This window comes from Gordonia sp. NPDC127522, from assembly GCF_042672305.1.
Classification (GTDB): Bacteria; Actinomycetota; Actinomycetes; order Mycobacteriales; family Mycobacteriaceae; genus Gordonia; species Gordonia hongkongensis.
The window spans coordinates 1-21845 of sequence record NZ_JBHXVK010000027.1 but is presented as its reverse complement, the minus strand read 5'-3'; the positions used below and the strand labels follow the sequence as shown (position 1 = coordinate 21845).

General features: G+C 67.8%; 21 protein-coding genes and 1 pseudogene. 13 read left to right on the top strand and 9 right to left on the bottom strand.

The window, feature by feature from the left end; genetic code table 11:
- The first annotated feature begins 84 nt into the window (after positions 1-84).
- From ACFVHY_RS23560 to urtE, 6 genes are all read left to right on the top strand, one after another.
- Positions 85-1131, top strand: a complete 1047-nt coding sequence (locus ACFVHY_RS23560) for an oxygenase MpaB family protein (RefSeq protein WP_390275781.1) — start codon at positions 85-87, stop codon at positions 1129-1131.
- A 277-nt stretch (positions 1132-1408) separates the two neighbouring features.
- A complete protein-coding gene (gene urtA / locus ACFVHY_RS23555) occupies positions 1409-2722 on the top strand; it encodes an urea ABC transporter substrate-binding protein (protein ID WP_091344393.1) in 1314 nt (437 codons plus the stop codon).
- A 102-nt stretch (positions 2723-2824) separates the two neighbouring features.
- Positions 2825-3712 carry an urea ABC transporter permease subunit UrtB gene (urtB, locus tag ACFVHY_RS23550; RefSeq protein ID WP_390275780.1) on the top strand — a complete coding sequence of 296 codons (888 nt, stop codon included), beginning with the start codon at positions 2825-2827 and terminating at the stop codon, positions 3710-3712.
- Entirely contained in the window at positions 3709-4821 is a 1113-nt protein-coding gene (gene urtC, locus ACFVHY_RS23545; RefSeq protein WP_390275779.1) for an urea ABC transporter permease subunit UrtC, read from the top strand. The genes urtB and urtC overlap by 4 nt, the downstream gene beginning before the upstream one ends.
- Complete coding sequence (gene urtD / locus ACFVHY_RS23540; protein ID WP_058252493.1) at positions 4818-5714, top strand: urea ABC transporter ATP-binding protein UrtD; 897 nt, start codon at positions 4818-4820, stop codon at positions 5712-5714. The genes urtC and urtD overlap by 4 nt, the downstream gene beginning before the upstream one ends.
- Positions 5715-5717: 3 nt before the next feature.
- A complete protein-coding gene (gene urtE / locus ACFVHY_RS23535) occupies positions 5718-6410 on the top strand; it encodes an urea ABC transporter ATP-binding subunit UrtE (protein ID WP_068970915.1) in 693 nt (230 codons plus the stop codon).
- 18 nt (positions 6411-6428) lie between these two features.
- On the opposite strand, the gene ACFVHY_RS23530 is transcribed toward urtE, so the two are convergent.
- Positions 6429-7184 carry an SDR family NAD(P)-dependent oxidoreductase gene (locus tag ACFVHY_RS23530; RefSeq protein ID WP_390275776.1) on the bottom strand — a complete coding sequence of 252 codons (756 nt, stop codon included), beginning with the start codon at positions 7182-7184 and terminating at the stop codon, positions 6429-6431.
- Between ACFVHY_RS23530 and ACFVHY_RS23525 the strand changes: the two genes are divergently transcribed.
- A complete protein-coding gene (locus ACFVHY_RS23525; RefSeq protein ID WP_065631046.1) occupies positions 7183-7785 on the top strand; it encodes a TetR/AcrR family transcriptional regulator in 603 nt (200 codons plus the stop codon). The genes ACFVHY_RS23530 and ACFVHY_RS23525 overlap by 2 nt on opposite strands.
- Positions 7786-7809: 24 nt before the next feature.
- On the opposite strand, the gene ACFVHY_RS23520 is transcribed toward ACFVHY_RS23525, so the two are convergent.
- Complete coding sequence (locus ACFVHY_RS23520) at positions 7810-8550, bottom strand: guanylate cyclase (protein WP_065631045.1); 741 nt, start codon at positions 8548-8550, stop codon at positions 7810-7812.
- Between the two features lie 58 nt (positions 8551-8608).
- Between ACFVHY_RS23520 and ACFVHY_RS23515 the strand changes: the two genes are divergently transcribed.
- Positions 8609-8788, top strand: coding sequence for a hypothetical protein (locus ACFVHY_RS23515; protein WP_390275775.1), 180 nt, complete (start codon positions 8609-8611; stop codon positions 8786-8788).
- 105 nt (positions 8789-8893) lie between these two features.
- Positions 8894-9313, top strand: a complete 420-nt coding sequence (locus ACFVHY_RS23510) for a hypothetical protein (protein WP_058252499.1) — start codon at positions 8894-8896, stop codon at positions 9311-9313.
- 105 nt (positions 9314-9418) lie between these two features.
- Here the strand turns inward: ACFVHY_RS23510 and ACFVHY_RS23505 are convergent, their stop codons facing one another.
- Positions 9419-9754 carry a transglycosylase family protein gene (locus ACFVHY_RS23505; protein WP_058252500.1) on the bottom strand — a complete coding sequence of 112 codons (336 nt, stop codon included), beginning with the start codon at positions 9752-9754 and terminating at the stop codon, positions 9419-9421.
- Positions 9755-10031: 277 nt separating this feature from the next.
- A pseudogene (locus ACFVHY_RS23500) lies at positions 10032-10358 on the bottom strand (cytochrome P450); the annotation flags it as partial.
- Between ACFVHY_RS23500 and ACFVHY_RS23495 the strand changes: the two are divergent.
- On the top strand, positions 10330-10614 hold the full coding sequence (locus tag ACFVHY_RS23495; protein ID WP_390275790.1) for a hypothetical protein: 285 nt from the start codon (positions 10330-10332) through the stop codon (positions 10612-10614). The pseudogene ACFVHY_RS23500 and the gene ACFVHY_RS23495 overlap by 29 nt on opposite strands.
- Positions 10615-10675: 61 nt before the next feature.
- Here ACFVHY_RS23495 and ACFVHY_RS23490 read toward each other — a convergent pair whose 3' ends face one another.
- Positions 10676-11761 (bottom strand): NADH:flavin oxidoreductase/NADH oxidase, encoded by a 1086-nt coding sequence (locus ACFVHY_RS23490; RefSeq protein ID WP_390275774.1) that lies wholly within the window; start codon positions 11759-11761, stop codon positions 10676-10678.
- Between the two features lie 59 nt (positions 11762-11820).
- On the opposite strand from ACFVHY_RS23490, the gene ACFVHY_RS23485 reads away from it, so the two are divergent.
- Positions 11821-12609: an enoyl-CoA hydratase gene (locus tag ACFVHY_RS23485; RefSeq protein ID WP_165629790.1), complete on the top strand. Its 789-nt coding sequence runs from the start codon at positions 11821-11823 to the stop codon at positions 12607-12609.
- Between the two features lie 61 nt (positions 12610-12670).
- Here ACFVHY_RS23485 and ACFVHY_RS23480 read toward each other — a convergent pair whose 3' ends face one another.
- From ACFVHY_RS23480 to ACFVHY_RS23465, 4 genes are all read right to left on the bottom strand, one after another.
- Positions 12671-13822, bottom strand: a complete 1152-nt coding sequence (locus tag ACFVHY_RS23480; RefSeq protein WP_058252504.1) for an acyl-CoA dehydrogenase family protein — start codon at positions 13820-13822, stop codon at positions 12671-12673.
- 20 nt (positions 13823-13842) lie between these two features.
- Positions 13843-15075, bottom strand: coding sequence for an acyl-CoA dehydrogenase family protein (locus tag ACFVHY_RS23475; RefSeq protein WP_259937079.1), 1233 nt, complete (start codon positions 15073-15075; stop codon positions 13843-13845).
- A gap of 90 nt (positions 15076-15165) precedes the next feature.
- A complete protein-coding gene (locus tag ACFVHY_RS23470) occupies positions 15166-16407 on the bottom strand; it encodes an AI-2E family transporter (RefSeq protein ID WP_259937080.1) in 1242 nt (413 codons plus the stop codon).
- 144 nt (positions 16408-16551) lie between these two features.
- On the bottom strand, positions 16552-18957 hold the full coding sequence (locus ACFVHY_RS23465; RefSeq protein ID WP_390275773.1) for an acetyl-CoA acetyltransferase: 2406 nt from the start codon (positions 18955-18957) through the stop codon (positions 16552-16554).
- Between the two features lie 175 nt (positions 18958-19132).
- Here ACFVHY_RS23465 and ACFVHY_RS23460 point away from each other — a divergent pair, with 175 nt between their 5' ends.
- On the top strand, positions 19133-20350 hold the full coding sequence (locus ACFVHY_RS23460) for an acyl-CoA dehydrogenase family protein (RefSeq protein WP_390275772.1): 1218 nt from the start codon (positions 19133-19135) through the stop codon (positions 20348-20350).
- Positions 20351-20376: 26 nt separating this feature from the next.
- The gene (locus ACFVHY_RS23455) at positions 20377-21672 is read left to right on the top strand and encodes a wax ester/triacylglycerol synthase domain-containing protein (protein WP_390275771.1); all 1296 of its coding nucleotides are present in this window, start codon (positions 20377-20379) and stop codon (positions 21670-21672) included.
- Positions 21673-21845 lie beyond the last annotated feature (173 nt).

Sequence of the window (21845 nt, the reverse complement as noted above, 5' to 3'; positions counted from 1 at the left end):
GCACAGATCTGGTCACGACTGTACCCAAAGAGTTACTCTGGGTACGACCGTGACCAATGGTCGACCCGAGCGGAAGGTCTGTAGATGACTGTGTCGATGGCTCCTCTCCGACTGCCGTCGACCGACTGGATTCCGGTTCCCCTCCCGCACGAGTTCGTCGGGTCCTGGCTGAACGGCAAGTTCGATGCCCACGTCCGGGCGAAGTTCTTCCGCGGTATGGACTTCGAGAATCCAGCCGGCGATCCGGGTTGGTTCGGCCCGGGCAGCGCGACCTGGTACGTCCATTCGCACACGCCCGCGCTCATCTTCGGTCTGCAGTGCGCGTCGTACCTGGAGCGTCTCGACCCGAGCATCTTCTGGATGGGTGTGCAGCACTCACGGCTGGTCCGGCGTCGCGAGGACGGAACCCCGACCCTGTCCATCGACCCCGACGGCGCGATGACCAGACTCGGGCACTCGCTGGCCTTCTTCATGGGGACCGCGTACGGCTCGACCGAGTCCGCCGAGCGACTGGCACGGACGGTGCGCGCGATGCACCACACCATCAAAGGTGTGCGGCCCGACGGTGCGGCCTACGACGCCGACGATCCGGCCTGGCTTCGCTGGAACTATGCCACCGTCGTCTGGGGCATCGCCACCGCGCACGAGATCTACCACCCGCAGCCGCTACGGGGCGCCGAACTCGACGGCTATTACCGGGAATTCGTGCGCGTCGGTCATGCGCTGGGTGGGGCCGACCTGCCCACGACCAAAGCCGACACCCTGACCTGCTTGGCCGAGTATCTGCCGAAACTCGCACTGACACATGGCAATGCGATGGCCACCGGGTTGAACGTACGCAACCCGGCCCAGGGCGCCGTGGACTGGGCGATCCGTGACACGATGCCCCGCTGGGCCCAGCAGCTCATCATGTACCGCCCGCCCAATCCGGTCGAACGGCGTGCGCGCCGGAGTGCGGTGTGGGGTCTGATCAACTCCGCCCACCTGACAATGGGGGAGGCGCCGGAGTTCGCAGCCGCTCGTCGTCGCGTGGCGCACGGGACGACGGTGCCGCACACGCTTCCGCGCTATGAACTCGGATCTGACCCCGAGCGTACCCGTGCCGAAATCGAGGCCTCGTTCGCCCACTAGCCGCTGTGGGCGCTCGTGTCAAACCGGGTTGCTCCGAAACATCAATGAAGGCAACGGAATTCGCCGGCATCAGATCGTGACGGCGGGTCCGGAAGCGGAAACATCGATTTCATCTCACGTCACGCCGGTGTAACAAAGTCAATTTACGTTTACCTCCCATACGCCAGATCGCAAGGCTTGCGACGCGTATCTCATCGGGGGTCACGCGGTGACAGGCCGCGTGTTCGTCGTGCCCCCATCTGAGTGGACCTGAGACGTAATGAGAAAGGCTTCGCCGATGCCGTCTGTTCCGTTGCCGCCCGGCCCCCCGCCGGCGGACATCCCGCCGTCCGCCCCGACCCGGTCACGCCGTCGGCGGTACGGCATCCTGGTCCCCGCGGCGCTGTCCGCGGTGGCGCTGGTCCTGAGCGCCTGTGGCAGTTCGGCCAGCGAGGAATCGGCATCGAGCGCCGAATCGTGTGTCGACACCTCCGGGAGCACCATCAAGGTCGGCTCGCTGAACTCGCTGTCGGGCACCATGGCGATCTCCGAGGTCACCGTGCGTGACTCGATCAAGCTCGCCGTCGATCAGATCAACGACAACGGCGGAGTGCTGGGCAAACAGATTCAGCTCATCGGCGAGGACGGGGCCTCCGAGCCGACGATCTTCGCGGAGAAGGCCGAGAAGCTGATCTCGAGTGACTGCGTCGCAGCGGTGTTCGGCGGTTGGACGTCGTCGAGCCGCAAGGCCATGCTGCCGGTCTTCGAGGACAACAACTCGCTGCTGTACTACCCGGTGCAGTACGAGGGCCTGGAGTCGTCGCCGAACATCTTCTACACCGGCGCCACGACGAACCAGCAGATCGTGCCGGCCCTGGAGTACCTGAAAGAGGAGGGCGTGAAGTCGCTCTACCTCGTCGGTAGCGACTATGTGTTCCCGCAGACGGCCAACCGTGTCATCAAGGCGTACGCGGAGGCCAACGGCATCGAGATCAAGGGCGAGGACTACACCCCGCTCGGTTCGACGGACTTCTCGACGATCGTCAACAAGGTCCGTACCGCCGACGCCGACGCCGTGTTCAACACTCTCAACGGCGATTCCAACGTCGCGTTCTTCCGCGAGTACAAGAACGTCGGACTGACCCCGCAGGCCATGCCGGTCGTCTCGGTGTCCATCGCGGAGGAAGAGGTCGGCGGTATCGGTGTGGACAACATCGAGGGCCAGCTGGTCGCGTGGGACTACTACCAGACCGTCGACAACCCGGTGAACGCCTCGTTCGTCCGTGACTACAAGGCCGCCTACGGTGCCAACAAGCCGACCTCCGACCCGATGGAGGCCGCCTACGTCTCGGTCTATCTGTGGAAGAACACCGTCGAGAAGGCTCAGTCGTTCGCCGTCGCCGACGTCCAGAAGGCGGCCGGCGGAGTCACTTTCGATGCTCCGGAGGGGCTCGTCACGATCGACGGCGAGAACAACCACATCACCAAGACCGCGCGCATCGGTGAGATCCGTGGCGACGGACTGATCTACACGGTGTGGGATTCGGGTCAGCCGATCGAGCCGGACCCCTACCTGAAGTCGTACCCGTGGGCCGAGGGCCTGAGCAACTGACACCGTCGACGACCCGTCCCGCGTGCTCCAGCGACGCGGGACGGGTCGCGCACGGTCCCTCCCGGCGAACACGGCACTCGCCGACGACGAACGGATAGACACGTGGAAACCGTTATCGGACAGCTCTTCACCGGGCTCAGTCTCGGTTCGATCCTGCTTCTCGCAGCTCTCGGCCTGTCCCTGACCTTCGGTCAGATGGGCGTGATCAACATGGCCCACGGGTCGTTCATCATGGCCGGGTCCTACACCGCGTACACGGTGCAGGAATACTTGATCTCCAATGCCGGGGTGTCCCTGCGGGTCTCGCTCGTCATCGGGTTCCTCGTCGGCGGCCTGATGGGCGTTCTCCTCGAGGTCACCCTGATCAAGCGCATGTACGACCGCCCCCTGGACACACTCCTGGTGACGTTCGGAGTCGGATTGATCCTCCAGCAGCTCGCCCGCGACATCTTCGGCGCGCCGGCGGTCGACGTCGTCGCACCGTCGTGGTTGTCCGGCGGCGTCGACATCCTCGGCGCGGTCGTCCCGAAGACGCGCCTGTTCATCATGCTGCTGGCCATCGTCGCGGTCACCGCGATCGCGGTGACCATGAAGTACACGCCGATGGGTCGTCGCATCCGCGCCGTTGTCCAGCACCGGGATCTCGCCGAGACGAGCGGGATCTCCAGCCGCCGAACCGACATCACGACGTTCTTCATCGGTTCGGGACTCGCCGGCATCGCCGGGGTCGCACTGACGTTGATCGGCTCCACCAGCTCGAACACCGGGATGACCTATCTGATCGACGCATTCCTGGTCGTCGTCATCGGCGGGCTGGGCCAGATCAAGGGCGCGGTCATCGCGGCCATCGCGCTCGGCGTCCTGAACTCGTTCATCGAATACAACACGACGGCGTCGGTGGCGAAGGTCGCCGTGTTCGTCATCATCGTGATCTTCCTGCAGATCCGGCCGCAGGGACTGTTCACGGTCCAGTCGAGGAGTCTTGTGTGAAGGACTATTTCAGCAGTTCCTGGAAGGTCTGGGCGGGCTTCGGCGTCGCCGCCATCCTGTTGTTCGCGGTCGCGCCCGCCGTACTCTCGGACTTCCGTCTCAACCTGCTCGGCAAGTTCCTCTGCTTCGGCATCGTCGCGGTGGGCATCGGCCTGGCCTGGGGTCGTGGTGGCATGCTCACTCTCGGCCAGGGTGTGTACTTCGGGCTGGGTGCGTACATCATGGCCATGCACCTCAAGATCTCCGACGCGGAACTGCGCGGCGACGACGTGCCCGACTTCATGCAGATCGCCGGGATCAGCGATCTGCCCGGGTACTGGAAGCCTTTCGCCTCACCGGTGGTGACGATCCTGGGCATCCTGCTGGTACCGACGTTGCTGGCGATCCTGCTGGGTCTCGGCGTGTTCAAACGGCGCGTCAAGGGTGCCTACTTCGCCATCCTGTCCCAGGCGCTGGCCGCCGCCTTCGCGATCCTGCTCATCGGTCAGCAGACCACCGGTGGCAGCAACGGCCTCAACCGTTTTCGCAGCTTCTTCGGGCTCGCCCTGAACGACCCGGTGAACCGGCAGCTGCTGTTCTTCATCACCGCGGCCATCCTGCTCGCCGTCGTGGCGATCACCCGTCAGCTGATGTACAGCCGGTACGGCGAACTGCTGGTCGCCGTGCGCGACCAGGAGGAGCGGGTCCGGTTCCTCGGCTACGACCCGGCCAACACCAAGGTCGTCGCCTACGCGATCGCGGCGCTGTTCGCGAGCATCGCGGGCGCCATGTTCGTTCCCATCGTCGGCATCATCTCGCCCGCCGACGTCGGGATCGTACCGTCCATCGCCTTCCTGATCGGCGTCGCCATCGGCGGGCGCACAACGCTTCTCGGCCCGGTCCTCGGCGCCATCGCGGTGGCCTGGGCGCAGACCAGTCTGTCGGAGAGCTTCCCGTCCGGCTGGACATATGCGCAGGGAATCCTGTTCATCGTGGTCGTCGGGTTCTTCCCGGCCGGGTTGGCCGGCCTGGGAGCACTGGTCAAGTGGCGCCGGAAGAGAGCGCCGGATTCGTCCCCGACCGGCGACATCGACGAACACACCAGCAGCAAGGTAGGAGCGTCGTCATGACCGAAGCAGAATCGACGGTCGTCGGGCACCCGCCGGTCGCCGGCGGCAACGCCGGGATGGACAGCGACTACCTCCAAGTGCGCGGTCTCAGCGTGGAGTTCGACGGTTTCAAGGCCGTCTCCGACGTGGATCTCACACTGCTGCAGGGTGATCTGCGGTTCCTGATCGGTCCGAACGGTGCCGGCAAGACCACCATCATCGACGCCATCACCGGCCTGGTGAAGTCCACCGGTTCGATCCAGAAGTCCGGTGTCGAACTGGTCGGCAAGAAGGTGCACCAGATCGCGCGGCTCGGGGTGGGCCGGACCTTCCAGACCGCGAGCGTCTTCGAGGAACTGAGTGTGCTGCAGAACCTCGACATCGCCGCGGGCGCCGGGCGTTCGGTGTGGACGATGCTGCGGCGTCGACCGACGCAGATCCCCGACTCGATCGCCGAGGCGCTCGAAACCATCGGCCTGCAGGACCTGGCCGACACACCCGCGGGCGTACTGGCCCATGGTCAGAAGCAATGGCTCGAGATCGGGATGCTGTTGGTGCAGAACGCCTCGGTGCTGCTGCTGGACGAGCCGGTCGCCGGGATGAGCCACGAAGAGCGTGAGGAGACCGGGAACCTGTTGCGCCGCATCGGCGGTGAGCGCACCGTCGTGGTCGTCGAGCACGACATGGACTTCATGAGGTCCTTCGCGACATCGGTCACCGTGCTCGCGCGGGGTCGGGTGCTCGCCGAGGGCACGGTCGCCGAGGTCCAGGCGAACCCGAAGGTCCAGGAGGTGTACCTCGGGACCGCGGCCGGCGGTGAAGAACTCGAGGAGATCGCCGCCGAGGTCGACTCCGACACGACTGCGACTTCGGCGAGCGCGGCTGCAACGCAACCGATCACGGAGAAGGGCTGAACCATGCTGAAGATCTCCGGAGTCCATGCGGGCTACGGTCGGACCGAGGTGATCCACGGGGTCGACATCGAGGTACCGACCGACGGCGTCGTCGCGGTGATGGGACACAACGGGGCCGGGAAGACGACCCTGCTCCGCGCGGCCGTCGGGTTGGTGAAGACCACCAAGGGCACCATCACGTTCGACGGCGTCGACATCACCCGGGCGCGTCCGAGCGTACGGGTCGGGCACGGCATCGCCTATGTGCCCCAGGGGCAGCAGAGTTTCGGCCATCTCACCACCGCCGAGAACCTGCAGGTGGTGGCCGACGGCCGCAAACGCGGCAAGGAGCTGGTCGCCGAGATGCTGGACATGTTCCCGGCACTCAAGGAATTGCTGGGACGACGCGCCGGCCTGTTGTCCGGCGGCCAGCGTCAGCAGCTGGCGATCGCGCGCGCGCTCATCACCGAGCCGCGGATGCTCATCCTCGACGAGCCGACCGAGGGCATCCAGCCGTCGGTCGTCGCCGAGATCGAGCAGACCATCACCACGCTCACCCAGCGCGGTGGGCTGGGCGTGCTCCTCGTCGAACAGCACATCGGGTTCGCCCTCGAGGCGGCGCAGCGGTACTACGTGCTGGAGAGCGGCCGCGTGACGTCGTCGGGTGAGGGCGGTACGGCCGCCGAAAGTGCGGTGCGCGAGGCGATGACGATCTAGCACGACGCGCGGGTCACCTCAGCCGGGCGCTTGCCGGCTGAGGTGCTCCCACTCGTGATAGCCCCGGTCACGTGCGCGGTCCATCTCGAGCACGTGGTCGAACGACTGGCTGCCGACGATCAGGCGCCGAGGCGGGTCGGGGAGCGCCACGAGTTCCAAGATGACCGGCGCGGCCGTGGCCGGTGGCGGTCCGGCGTCGTCACCCCACGACGATTCCATCTCGGCTCGCAGGTCCCGATACTCCGGCATCGGTTCGGTGTTCGTCGTACCGGCAGTGAACAACCCGGTGTCGTAACCGCCCATCTGCAGGATGGTGACCTTGACGCCGAATTGCTCGGCCTCCATCGCCAGCGCCTCACTGACCGAGTCGAGCGCGGCCTTGCCCGCTCCGTAGAAACCGACGGTGGCCATTCCTCCGCCGCTGCCCATCGACGTCACCTGCAGCAGGCGCCCGCCGCCGCCGGCGCGCAGGTGGGGCAGCACGGCCTGAGCTACCCAGACGGCGCCGAAGAAATTCAGGTCGAGGTGTGCTCTGATCTGGGCCTCGGTGGCCTCCTCGACCATTCCGTAGAGCATTCCGCCGGCGTTGTTGACGACGATGTCGAGTCGGCCGAACGCGGCGACCGCTGCATCGACGCCGTCGAACACGGCCTGCCGGTCCGTGACGTCGAGCGACAGGGGACGGAGTCGACCGGGATGTCGCGCGGCCAGCGAGGCCAGCGGCTCGATGTTGCGGGCGACTGCCACGACCTCGTCGCCGGCGGCAAGTGCCATGACGACAGCTGCAGGTCCCGATCACTCACGCCGCAGAGAGCGGTCTCGCCAAGCGATCCTCGAGGCGACCCGAGCCCTGGTCGTGGAGCAGTCGTACGACAAGGTCACGGTGGAGGCGATCGCGGCCCGGGCCGGTGTCGGCAAACAGACGATCTATCGACGGTGGCCGTCGAAGAGCGCGGTCGTCTTCGCAGCGGTGCTCGCGCTGAGCGAGGGGGCCGACGGGCAGTCGGTCGAACTGCCGGACACCGGAGATCTCGAGGCGGACCTGAAACAGGTCATGCGGGAGACGGTGGCAGAGTTCGCCGATCCGTCCTTCGATCGCCTGATCCGGGCGGTGAACACGGAGATCGCGAATGACGCCGACCTTGCGGCGGAGTACCGGGAGAAGCTGTCGCGACCGCTGGACGACGCCAAGAAGGCTCGGCTTCGCACGGCCGAGCGGGCGGGCCAGCTGCCCCCCGACACCGACCTCGACCTGTTTCTGGAGATGCTCTACGCCCCGTTGTTCCAGCGGTGGTTGCACCGCAGTGGCCCGCTGACCGACATCTACGCCGACGCACTCGTCGAGGCGACGCTCCGGGCCTTCGGAGGGAGATGACGGTCGGCCCGGTCCGCGCCGTCGTCAGTCCAGCCGGACTCCGATCTCGGGGGTGAGTTCGTGCGGCGCGTGGAGGGGGAGATTGTCGCCGCTCCAGAATCGCCCGGGGTCGAACCAGTTGGAGTCCTTGGACGCGTCGAGGATGCCCATCTCCCGATAGGTGATGGCCACCACCTCGGCGCAGTAGGCGGCTTCTAATCCGACGCCCTCGGTGTTCTGGCTTTTCCGTTGCTGCCGTTCGTCGCGTCGTTGACGGACCTTGCGGTCGAGGTAGGGGATGCCCCGGACGAGGTCGGTCGAGTTGGGCACCCGGCCGCGAAACCACCGGCCGGCCAGGCGCGCGGTGGTCGGGAACGGCGTCCCGTCGAGTTCGGCGATCACCTTGAGGAGAGCGTTCTCCTGATCCGGGGAGACCTCCGGCGTGAGCTGTCGGAACCAGCACGCCTGCTTGTAGCGAATCATCCACTGCTCCGCGGCTTCTCGAGCGTCGTGTAGCTGCACGCCGCGATGATTCGATCCGGTCCACACGTCGGTCAGCCGATCGCCGAGCTCTGCGTGCCACAGCAGCGGTGGCAGATCGTCGATGCAGACCGCCATCGCGACATGGTTCACGGGCGCGTTGGTCAGGGTGCGGATGGCCCGGTCCGGTCCGGAATGGCCGCGGAAGAGCCAGATGTCGCCGGTGCGGGTGGCGTCGAGTGCGTCGGTCAACGAGATACCGGCGTCGGCGCGGTCTCGGCCGAGGAGAATTCTGCTGGTGGGCACGAGAGCAGGCTAATGCGTCCGGAGCACGCACGACGCCCGCGCGACCTATCCTGCCCGCATGAGGAACCTGTGGAAATGGCTGGGATTGGCGGGCGCGGTCGGGGTGGCCACCGGCGGGGTGATGGTCGCGCGTGACCAGCGGCAGCGGAAGTCCTATTCGGCCGACGACGTTCGGGCACGCCTGCACCAGCGGCTCGACGAGACGGAGAACGCGGGTGGCGGAACCGCTGATTCCTGAGGACCGAAGTGGCGGTGAGGACCGGAGTGGCGGAGCCACTGATTCCTGAGGACACTGGACAGCGTTGACCGGCGGCTCGTCAGGGTGGCCGGAGGAAGGAACATCATGACCGACAACAGCGGCTCCGGCGGACCGTTCAATTTCGGCCCCGAGGACTTCGACCGATTTGCGCGCGAAGCCGGTGACGGACTGCGCGACGTGTTCGGCAAGCTCTTCGAGGGGCAGGCCGGACCGGCAGCCTTCTCGATGTTCTTCGACGAGGCCGCCCGCGGCCGCACTCGCACCAAGCCCCGTGAGGAGACCACCGGTGAGGCCGGCTCGGGTGTCTGGGCGGTGTTCGTCGTCGACGACGACGGCGGTGCCCGCGTCGAGCAGGTCTACGCGACCGAACTCGAGGCCCTGCGCGCCAACAAGACCAACACCGATCCACGACGCAACGTGCGGTTCCTGCCGTACGGCATCGCGGTGAGTGCGTTGGACACGACGATCGGGGACAGCGGCGACGACGCCGCGCCCACGCCGTAGACAGCGGCAGACGCAACAAGGCCGGCGAGTCCTGAAAAGGACCCGCCGGCCTCGTCGTGTCAATGACTGCACGGCCTCACGGCACGTGCTGCGCCGGTGCCTGCGTCAGAGGTTGGCGCCGCACACCGGCCAGGCGCCGGGGCCCTGGGTGGCGAGCACGTTCTCCGCGACGCGGATCTGCTCCTCGCGCGAGGCGTCGGCCGGGTTACCGGTTCCGCCGTTGGCCTGCCAGGTGCTCATCGAGAACTGGAGGCCACCGTAGTAGCCGTTGCCGGTGTTGATGGCCCAGTTGCCGCCGCTCTCGCATTGGGCGACCGCGTCCCAGTTGCCGCCTGCTGCGTGCGCGGTGGACGCCAGCATCCCGAAGGGGGCGGCAGTCAGTGCGCCGACGATGGCGGCGCGGGCGACGAGCTTGGTCATGTGGGTCTTGGTCATTCGCATGGTCTTCGTTCCTCCTCACCACCCCGGGGTTGGCAGGGCGGTTGATCTCGGACCGTGGGCGACCATACGGGTTGGGTAACGGCTTGGTCACGTCGAGTCCGTGACCTGGGCGATTCGGATAACGCCGAGATAACGCTGTTAGCTTTACGGCGAATTCGCAGCGCATACCGCAATTCGGCGGGGGCTCGCCGTCGCCGATGTTCGGCCGCGTTCGATGACGAAGGTCACAGCGTGAATGTGGGGCTCGTCACGTCGGCCCCCGGGCGTCGAGCTGGGGTCAGCGCGGAACGACAGCGATACGACCACCGCGGGACGGGGCATACGCCACCCCGCGCGAGAACCAGCGTTCGGACTTGGCGCTCGTCGGCAGCAGCTGGAAGTCCGCCAGCAGTGTCCGCAGGGTCACGTCCATCTCCATGGTCGCGAATGCCGCCCCGATGCACCGCCGCGTGCCGCCGCCGAACGGCAGCCAGGCCGACGGAGGCTTGGTGCCCAGGAAACGGGTCGGGTCGAAGACCTCGGGCCGCGCGAATTCGCTGCTGTCGTCGTGGAGCAGGGCGATCGACACGAGGACGTTGTATCCCTTCGGGATCCGCGAGTTGCCCGCGCTCGGCAGCGCCGCCCAGGCGGTCAAGGACGAGGCCCTGGAAGCGTGGGTCGACCTCTTCGTCGGCCTCACGTCGACCCCGACGATGGCCGCGGCGGGGGTGGTGCCGATGGACCGTCAGCGCGCGATCTTCCTGTGGGGTGGCTTCCGGGAGCTGACCGCCGGTGCCGTCGAATCCGGCGCCCCGCTCGCATCGATCATCGAGCCGGCGACCGCGGCGTCCCTCGCGCTGGTGTTGCCGCGGCCGGTGTGACTAGACCCTTCGTGACGGCCCTCCGCAAGCTCCGGGCCTCCTCAGGGAGCGGGGACCGTGCTCAGTGCCACGAACCGCGTTGGTACTGCGGCGGATACGGCGCCTCGCGCTTGTCGATGCCCAGCTCGTGTGCGGCGCGGAGCGGCCACGACGGCTCCCGCAGCGCGACGCGTCCGAAGAAGACGGCGGTGATGTCGTCGTCGCCGGCGACCTTCTCGGCCTGATCGGGTTCGGTGATGAGGCCGACGGCCGCGGTCGGGACACCCGACTGGCGGTGTATCGACCGGGCGAGGTCGACCTGGTAGCCGGGTCCGACGGGGATGTCGGCGAGGACGTTGCCACCCGAGGAGACGTCCACGAGGTCGACACCGCGGCCGGCGAGGAGAGCGGCGAGACGGGCGGAGTCGTCCACATCCCACCCACCCTCGGTCCATTCGGTGCCGGACACCCGGACGAACAGCGGCTTCGACGACGGCCACACCGCGCGGACCGCGTCCACGATCTCGAGGGTGAGCCTCGTACGTCCCTCGAAGTCGCCACCGTAGGCGTCGGTGCGCCGGTTCGAGAACGGGGAGAGGAACTGATGCAGCAGGTAGCCGTGCGCCGCGTGGATCTCGACGACGTCGAACCCGGCGTCGTCGGCGCGACGGGCGGCCTGTGCGAACGCGTCCACGACCTCGGCGATCTGCTCGGTCGTCATGGCGGTGGGGGCGGGCAGACCCTCGAAGGCGACGTCGGACGGGCCGAATGTCGTCCAGCCGCCGTCGTCGAGCGGAATGGCGCCGGAGCGGTCGTCGAACGGCGCGTAGGTGGAGGCCTTGCGTCCGGCGTGGGCGAGCTGGGTGCCGATGACCGAGCCCTGCGAGTGGACGAAGTCGACGATGCGTCCCCAGGCAGCGGCCTGGTCGTCGTTCCACAGACCGGCGTCGTGTGCGCTGATCCGACCTTCGGGCACCACGGCCGCCGCCTCGGTGAGGATCAGTCCGAAGCCGCCGGCAGCTCGGGAACCGAGATGCGTCAGGTGCCAGTCGGTGGGCACCCCGTCGCCGGCGAAGCAGCTGTACTGGCACATCGGGGCGAGCCAGATCCGGTTGGGGATCGCGACATCGCGGAGGGTGATCGGTTCGAAGAGCGCGGTACTGGTCACGAGGAGACACAACGATCGATCCGACGTCGTATTCCCGCGGCACTGCATAGTGTCGGGGCATGACCGAACAAATCCTGCACGAGGCGGTGTCGACGGAGATCGCCGAACCCCTCGGGGTGATCACGCTGGGGGACGCGCGGCGTCGTAACCCGCTGTCCACGAGCACGATGCGCGCCATCACCGCCGCGCTTCGGGACTTCGACGACGATCCGCGCGTGCGGGTCATCGTGATCCGGGCGCTCGGACCCGCGTTCTCCGCCGGGCACGACCTCGGTGAACTCGTCGACCGGACCCTCGACGACGAGCGGGCCGTCTTCGCGACGTGCACGGAATTGATGCGGACGGTCCACGAGGTACGGCAGCCCGTCATCGCCGAAGTCGCCGGCATGGCCTTCGCGGCGGGGTGTCAACTGGTCGCGACGTGTGACTTGGCGGTCGCGGGACGCAGCGCGCGGTTCAGCACGCCGGGTGTGCGGATCGGGTTGTTCTGCTCGACGCCGATGGTCGCGCTGTCCCGCGCGATCGGGCGCAAACGCGCCATGCACATGCTGCTCACCGGCGAACCGATCGGTGCCGAGACCGCCGCGGACTGGGGGCTGCTCAGCGGTGTCGTCGACGACGACGAGCTCGCGAACTCGGTGCGGGAACTGGCTCTGCACATCGCCGGGTCGAGTGCGCGGACCGTCTCCATCGGCAAGCAGGCGTTCTACCGGCAGGTCGAGCTGGACGAGTCGGCGGCGTATGACGAGATGGGTGAGACGATGGCGACCAATGCGATGACCTGCGATGCGCAGGAGGGTATGTCGGCGTTCCTGCAGAAGCGGAAGCCGGTCTGGACCGACAGCTGAGTCAGGCCCGAACGCCGAATCGCCACCTCCGGAACCGGGAGGTGGCGATTCGACGATGCGGTCAGGCGTCGATCTGCGCGGTGGCGGTCGCGAAACGGGCGAGGTGGGCGTCCGCGGTGCCGAATTCGTACTCGATGGCGGTGAGACGCTTGAAGTAATGGCCGATCGCCAACTCCTCGGTCATCCCCATGCCGCCGTGCAACTGCACCGCGTTCTGTCCGATGAACCGGGCGGCGCGACTGACGGTGGCCTTGGCGGCCGAGACCGCCGCCGCCCGTTCCGCCGGGGAGCCCTCGAGGGACAGGATCGCGAAATACTGTGCGGCGACCGACTGTTCGAGCTCGAGATGCATGTCGACCATCCGGTGCTGCAGCACCTGGAAGCTGCCGATCGGGACCCCGAACTGCTCGCGCTGCTTGGAGTACTCGACGGTGTCGGTGAACACCTTGCGCATCAGGCCGACGGCCTCGGAGACGACCGCGGCGGTCGCGGTGTCCCACGCCTTCTCGAGGATCTCGATGGCGTTCTCGTCGGCGATGAGCGCGTCGCCGGGCAGGCGCACGTCGGTGAACGTGATGTCGGCGGCCTGGCGGTCGTCGATGGTGCGCAGCTTGTGCAGCTCGAGCCCCGTCGGCCCGCCGTCGGCGAGATCGATCAGGAACAGCGAGACGCCGGCGGGATCGTGGGGTTCGCCCGCGGTGCGGGCACTGACGATCAGGTAGTCGGCGAGCGGCGCCGTGGTGACGACGGCCTTGGTGCCGTTGAGAACCCACTCGTCGCCGTCCCGGTCGGCGGAGGTCTCGATGCGGGAGAGGACCCCGCCCGAGCCGTCTTCGAGCGCGGCGAGTGCGCTGAGCGCCTCGCCCTCGGCGATGCGACCGGCGGCCTCGAGGGCGACCGGGTTGCCGGTCGCGTGCAGCAGGCCCGCACCGAGCACGACCGTGTCGACGAACGGCTCGACCACGAGGGCGTGCCCGAGCGCTTCGGTGACGACCATCAGTTCTTCGGGGCCGCCGCCGAATCCGCCGATGTCCTCCGGCAGACAGGCGCCGACGACCCCGAGGTCCTCGACGAAGGCCTTCCAGATCTTCGGCTGCCAGCCCTCGCCGACCTTCGCGGCGTCGCGGCTGACCTGGAGGTCGTACCGCGCGTCGAGGAACTTGTCGAGACCGTCGGACAGCAGTTGCTGTTCGGGTGTGAGTGTGAAGTCCATTGGTTATCTCCTGTGACCCGTCAGAGACCCAGAGCCGCTTTGGCGAGGATGTTTCGTTGAATTTCGTTGCTGCCGGCGTAGATCGAGCCCGCGCGGTCGTTGAAGTAGTGCAGCGGCGCGACGGCCTGCCACGGTTCGCCGCTGACGTAGCCGTCGGTGGGCGGGGTGTACTGGAAGATGGGTCCGCCCGGCTTCGTGGCGTGCGGCTGGAAGACCCGTCCGTGCGGTCCCGCGGCCTCCAGGCTGAGGGTCGTGATCTCCTGGCTCAGTTCGGTGCCGAGGATCTTCAGCATCGACGCGATGGAGCCGGGGTCCTTGCCCGAACTCATCGCGGCGAGCGCGCGGTACTCGAGGACCTCGAGGATCTTCGCGCGCACCTGCAGGTCGGTGAGCTTGGCCGCGAAGGCCGGATCCTCCGACAGCGGGCCGCCGTTCGGCGCCGTCACCGACGCCGCGTCCCGGCCGAGCTGCTCGGCCATGACCTGCAGCGCCGGGGCGGCCGCGCCGCCGCCACGCTCGAAGACGAGCAGGTACTTCGCGACGGTCCACCCCTCGTCGATCTTGCCGAGGACGTTCTTCTTGGGCACGCGCACGCCGTCGAAGAAGACCTGCGCCTGCACCTGCTCGCCGGACGCGAACACGAGGTTCTGCACCTCGATGCCCGGCGAGTTCATGTCGATGAGCACGAACGTGATGCCCTGCTGCTTGCGTTCCTGGCGCGAGGTCCGCACGAGGCAGAAGATCCAGTTCGCCTCGGAGGCGTGGGTGGTCCAGATCTTGGAACCGGTGACGACGAGGTCGTCGCCGTCGTCGACCGCGGCCATCGACAGCGACGCGAGGTCGGAGCCGGACTCGGGCTCGGAGTAGCCCTGGCAGAAGAAGACGCTGCCGTCGAGGATGCCCGGCAGGAAGAAGTTCTTCTGCTCGTCGGTGCCGAACGCCATGATCGCGTGCGACACCATACGGATGCCCATCGGCGACAGCGACGGCGCGCCGGCGAGGATCGACTCACGGCTGAAGATGTAGTGCTGGGATTGCGACCAGTCGCATCCGCCGTACTGCACCGGCCACGCGGGAGCGGCCCAGCCACGCTCGTGCAGGATCGCCTGCCACTCCATCGAGGCCTCGTGATCGGAGTAGACGCTGGTGCGCAGCGTGCCCGCCGCGCGTAGGTCGGGGGTCAGTTTCTCGTCGAGGAACGCGCGGACCTCGTCGCGAAACGCAGCGTCGTCCGGAGACCAGTTCATGTCCATGAGCGGTGCGCAACCTATCTGTAAACGGTTGTGGTCAGATTGGGGTCGAAAGGGAATCTACCCAATGATCGGCGCGGTGCGTAGCCCGCCTCACGTTTCCGGTTCCAGTGTGACGCCCGGGGCCGATCCGGGTGGCGGATCTTCACCCTTCGTGCCCGTGGTCTTCGCGGGTTCTCTCGTGTCGTCGTCGGATGTCCCCGCCTCGGTCGGGTCCGGGCTCTTCGGCTGCCCGCCCGACGACAGCAGCACGTCTGCCCAGCGGGTGGCGGGGTCGATGTCGATGAGCAAGGCCTTGGCGAGCAGGGTCAGCGGCACCGCGAGGATCGCGCCCAGCGGCCCGATCGCCCAGGCCCAGAAGAGCAGGGACAGGAAGGTCAGGGTGGTCGACAATCCGACCGCGTCGCCGACGAATTTCGGTTGGATGACCGACTGGATGATGACGTTGATCGCGCTGTAGACGACGATGACGACGATCATCTTCGTGGGCCCCCCGACGAGCAGCCCGAGCAGCGCGGGTGGGACCAGACCGATGATGAAGCCGACGTTCGGGATGTAGTTGGTGATGAACGACAGCAGGCCCCAGAGGATGGGGAGCGGGATGGACAGCAACGCGAGGGCCACGCTGTCGAGCACGGCGACGATCAGGCCGAAGACCGTCGACACCCACAGATAGCTGCGCGTCCCCTGCGAGAACGAACGGAAGGCCGATGCGATGTCGGGGCGCATCCGGTCCAGGATGTTCATCCGGTCGTCGAAACCGACCGAGTCCGCGGCCATGAACAGCAGCAGGGCGAGGACGAGCACGAGCGCCGAGGCCACGCTGAACGTGCTGCTCAGCACGTCGGTCACGGCACCCACGACCTTGCTGGTGTCGACATGGGAGATCATGTCCTGCACCTTGTCGTGGCTGACGCCGTGGCTGGTGAGGAAGTTCTGGAAGCTGGTGACGAGGTCGTCGAACTTGTCGTCGTACTGCGGCAGGATCGATGCCAGGCGTGCGACGGAGAACACCAGCGCCGCGAACAGCCCGATGAGGATTCCGTAGACGAGGAGCACCGTCGTCACGAAGGCGGCCCACCGCGGGAAGCCCTTCTTGCGCAACCAGTTCGGGACCGGTTGGACGGCGACGGTGAGCATCAGCGCGAGAAAGACCGGCCCGACCAGCGACGCCACCGATTTGATGCCGCCGATGGCGACGACGAGGCCGGCGATCGTGAGGAGCACGATGGTGCCCCGCGGCAGTGTCCAGTCGGGGGGATCGACCCGGTACGACGGTGGTGGGGGCGTGCGTTTGGAGGACTTGGTTCCGCGCGCCTCACTGCTACCGGACATGGTGTGCCGCCTTTCTGGACACGACTGTTACGTCGAAACAGCGGGCCACCCACACGCGGGAGCGCGCGGAGTGGCCGCCGTCAAGTGTTCAGCATCCGACGACCATCCGCGCGTTTTCCGTGCGCTTTCGTCTTCGACGAGTCTCTAATGGCCTTTCCAGTTCGGCGTCCGCTTCATCACGAACGCCATGATCCCCTCGAGGGTGTCGCCGCTGATCACGAGCGAGTCGAGCACCGAGGTGCTGGCGTGGACGGCGTCGACGGTGTCGGTGATGGCGTCGGACTGCTCCATGGTGGCGATCGACGCCCGTACCGACGTCGGAGAGGCGGCCAGGATCTCCTCGGCCACGCCGCGTGCGGTCTCGAGAACCTTTCCGGCCGGGGCGATTCGGCTCACCAGTCCGGCGGCGGCGGCCTCGGCGGCCGAGATCCGACGCCCGGTCAGGATCATGTCGCGTGCGAGCGCGGGCGGGATCATCCGCGGCAGGCGGACCAGACCACCCGCGGCGGCCGCCAAACCCACCTTCACCTCGGGCAGTCCGAACGACGCGTCCTCGTCGGCGACGACGATGTGACAGGCCATCGCGATCTCGCAGCCGCCGCCGAGCGCGAACCCGTTGACCGCCGCGATCACCGGTTTGGGCAGGCTGCGCCGCGAGGTGAGTCCCGCGAACCCGTTCTTCGGCACCGACAGGGCGGCGGGCCCCGCGGTCGCCGCGAGATCGTTGCCCGCCGAAAAGGCCTTGTCGCCCTTGCCCGTCAGGATCGCCACCCACAGGTCGGGATCGGCGAAGTAGGCCTCGAAGATCGAATCGAGTTCGGCATTCGCGGCGGGGTTCAACGCGTTGCGCGCATCGGGCCGGTTGATGGTCACCTCGAGCAGCCGGCCGTCGCGACGGATCTCGACGTGCTCGTAGGAGTCGCGGAACGCCGGCGCGACGACCGGATGCCGGGAGTTCATGGCCGCGGCGGTCAGGGCCACCCGATTGCCCTTGTCGAAGGACCGCACGACGATCGGCGTGCCGACGGGGTCCTCGGCGGTGAGGAGGAGGTCGAAGAGTTCGTCGTCGTCGGAATCGAGATTGGCCACGAAGCGGGCGCCGAGTCCCTCCGGAGCGGTCGGATCGACCAGCCGGCCGATCACCACACCGGTGCGGCGGCCGTTCTTCTGCGGGATGACCGTGTAGGTCTCGACGACCGCGGCGCCGTCGGCGTCGGCGATCGTGGGAACGGTCGGTACCGCGTCGAGCTCGGCCTGGACCGGACGGCTGGTGTCCGGGCGCCACGGTGCCGGCGTCGTCGAATAGACACCCGCGGCATGCTTGCTCAGCACACCACCGTTGGCGACGACGAGACCGTAGTCACCCGGCGATCGCCGGACGCGGCTGACGACTTCGGCGATCGCGTGGAGTGAGTAGTTGTTGCCCGGCCCGCCGAAGAACGGCAGGCCACCCGTCAGGGTCAGTCCGCGCGGATCGTCGGGCGACATGCCGATCCCGTCGAGGACGTTGAACACCGCGATCGGGAAGCAGCTGTAGATGTCGACGACGGAGATGTCGTCGAGCCCGATCCCGGCGACCTGCAGCGCATGCCGCACCGCCGCGGGAGCCGCAGGAGCAGAGGACAATTCGGGGCGAGCCAGGACCGGGCGTTCCACCGTCGACGAATGACCGTGCAGGAACACCCATTTCGCAGAGTCGATGCCGGCGGCCTGCGCGGCCCGCACCGACATCACGACCGCGGCTGCGGCCTGGTTGACCTGATCGCGCGCCACGATGTACCGGGTGAACGGATCGGACACGATCCGGTTCTCGGGGGTGACGGTGACGAGTTCGTCGGCGGTGCGCGCCGTCGGGGCGGCCGAGTGCGGGTTGGCGGCGGCGACCTCGGTGAACGGCGCGAACAACTCACCCATCGTGGCGATGTAGGCGTCGCGGCCCAGGCGGGAGGCGTGCCGGCGGGCGTTCTCCAGCAGGGCGTACTGCGGCAACACCGACGCGAGGCCGTGCCGCATCTCGGCGACCGAGATGATGCCCTTGAGCCCGAAGCCGCGGTCCTCGAGCTGTCCACCGACCTCCTCGGCGAAGCTCGGGCGCTGGTCCTCCGGCTGTGACATGAGGTGGCGGACCGTCGACATCACCTCGGCTCCGAACACCACGGCCCCCTCGGAGTCGCCGGCGGCGATGGCCGCCGCGAGTTCGGTGAGCATCGTCTGCGGGGTCTGGCCGCCGGTCACGGCCTGCACGGCGCGGCGTGGGTCCACCCCGATCCGGTTGCCGACCGCGCGCGGCATGTTGTCCGGTCGGCCCAGCGGTGACGACGACAACGGGCTCGAGATCTCGAACGAGCGGATCGCGGCGATCGTGTCGATCGACCCGGCGACGTCGCCTCCGGAGTCGGCGAATGCGGCGGTCACCGCCCGGGCGGCGAGGTCGGCCTCGCCGAGCGCCTCGTACCCGGGATCGGTCAGGCGCTCCGATGCCTGGCCCACGCCGACGACGACGGGGGTGGTCGGATCGATATCAACGAGCGTTGTTGGCATACCAAACATTGACACATGGCGTGACCGGGGTCTCATCGGAGGTGGCCGACGAGCGTCGGAGCGCCAGTGTGCGGTGCACGCGCCCGGAACGTCAGCGTTGCGGTCAGCGCGGTTGCAACCGTGGTCGGCCGGTGCCGAGCCGACCAGACTGTCGCCGACCAGTCTGCGATCGAAAGGACCACCGATGACGTCCACCCTCCCCAGTACCGGAACGACCGACGAGCGGCTCGACGAGGTGTTCGCACCGATCTTCGCCCGGATCGCCGAAGGCGCCGTGCAGCGTGAGGACGACCGCAGGCTCGCCTACGACGAGGTCTCGTGGCTACGGGAGGCGAAGTTCGGCGCATTGCGCGTGCCGGTGGAATTCGGTGGTTATGGCGCGTCGATCCGTCAGCTGTTCCGGCTGCTCATCAATCTGGCCGCCGCGGAGTCCAATCTCCCGCAGGCCCTGCGGGTGCACTGGTCGTTCGTCGAGGACCAGCTCGCCGCCCTCCCGGACGAGGTTGCGCAGCAGTGGTTGCGCAAGGTCGGCGAGGGGACGCTGGTCGGCAACGCGATCACCGAACCCGGCGTCGGCGCCATCGACCGGTATCAGACGCGCCTCACCCCGGATCCGGCGAGCGCCGACGGCAGCGGGTTCCGGCTCGACGGCACCAAGTACTACAGCACCGGCAGCCTCTACTCCGACCACATCCTCGTCGCCGCCGACCAAGACGGTGAGCGGGTCTCGGTACTCGTCGACGCCGACGCCGACGGCGTCACCCAGCACGACGACTGGGACGGCTTCGGTCAGCGCCTGACCGCCAGTGGCACCACCGAATTCGCCGACGTCGAGGTGCCGGCCGAGCGGGTGCTCGGCCCGGGTTACGGCGGGGAGGGGCGCACCTACGCGACGTCGTATCTGCAACTCGTGCAGCTCTCGGTGCTCGCGGGTATCGCGGCACGCGCCACCGACGACGTCGTGGAGTGGGTGCGCAATCGCACGCGCACGTTCACGCACTCGACCGCCGACCTGCCGCGTCATGATCCGTTGGTGCAGCAGGTGATCGGCCGGTTGTCGGCGGCGGCCTACACCGCGCGCACGCTGGTCCTCGACATCGCCGACGAACTCGACGAGCTCGCCCTCGCCGGCTGGGAGGACGCCGCGCTCCTCGACCGCGTCGAATTCGACGTCGCCCGTGCCCAGGCCGCCGTCATCCCCGCAGTACTGGACGCGACCACGCAACTGTTCGAGGTCGGCGGCGCGTCGATCACCTCCGAGCGTCTGCGCCTGGATCGCCACTGGCGTAACGCGCGGGTGATCTCGGTGCACAACCCGCTGATCTTCAAGCTGCAGGCGGTCGGCGACCACGTGCTCAACGGCACCGACCTGCCGTACGCCTGGAGCGCCGGGCAGAAGTAGCACGCCGTGCCGCTACGCTGGCGGCCATGCACCGGATGGCCGCGGCGGACGCGGTGTCGTACTGGATGTCGCAGCGCATCCCGAACGACGAGTTCCTGGTGTATTGCTTTGCCGCGCCGCGCAGTTCGATCGAGGACTGCGCGGCGCGACTCCGGCTCCGGGCGGCGCACGTCGACGATCTGTGCCTCCGGATACGCGATGTCCCGGGCACGGCAGACCGCCCGTATTGGGAATCCGTCCAGCCTGCCGACGACCAGGTCCGCGTGGACCCGTCGAGCCGCACGTGGTCGTCGTGTCTGACGGAGATCGCCGGGCTCATCGCCCAGCCGCTCGATCCCACGCGGGAGGCGTGGCGAGCGCACCTCATCGGCCCGGTCGTCGACGTCCCGGCAGCGACGGGTCAGGTTGTCGTCGTCGTGCTCCAGGTCTGTCACGCCCTGGGGGACGGGCGTCGGATGTCGCGGATCGCGCGCGACTGGTTCACGGCTCCCGCCACTCCACGACGACCGGTGTCCGAGGTGCGTTCACCCTTCCGCGAGCTGATGGTCGACGCCGGTTCGGCGCTCGGCGGAGTGCTTCGATTCCCCGGCGAGTTCGTCACGACAGCGTGGCGAGGGGTTCGCGCGGCGCGTCTCGCCTCGGCATCCGTGCCGGGAACGGCGGGATATGCGCCGACTCGGTTGAACGTCCCGCCCGGACCGCGGCGGAGCCTGCGCGTGCTGGTCGTCGCGCGTGATCAACTCAGCGGACCCGGTGTGCCGGTCACGGTCGCCGTACTCACCGCGATCTCGGTGGCGCTATCGGAGTATCTGGGAGACCGGGATCGGCGATACGGCGCGGAGCTGACGGTCGGGCGCGGCGGAGAACGTCGAGCGCGAAATCACTTTCGCAATGCGGGGATTGACTTGCACGTCGACGTCGTCGATCTGGGCGAGCGCGCACGACTCATCGGTGCCGAGACCGCCGCCGCTCGCGCCGCCGAGGCGGACCCGTTGCGGGTCGCGCAGCGTCGGGCGTCGGAGTCGACACCGGCGATCCTGACCCGATGCGGAATCCGATCCTTCGACCTCGACACCCCGCCGGCGACGGTCACCGGCGTCACGGTGGTCTCGTCGGTGAACCGCGGGGCTGCCGATCTCGAGCTCGATGGAGGCGAGATCCTCTTCACCACAGGATTTCCCGCGCTGTCGCCGGCTCAGGGATTGACCCACGGCGTACACGGGATCGGCGACCGGATCGCGATCTCGGTGACCACGAGCCCGGATGTCATGACCGATGTGGACCGGTACGTGGAACTGCTCGCGCGAGCGCTGGGTGACTGACTGCGCGCCGCGGCGGCCCCTCCGCTCCACTTCCTGAGCTGAGTTGCGAGAAGCGCAGCCGCCCCCTCTGCTCCCTAAGAGACTGCTGAAATAGTCGGCGTCGTTTCGGTGTGGGGTGAGCGGGTTTGCCTGGTGGGCTGGGATCCTGGTGGGTATGCAGGGTGAGCCGGATC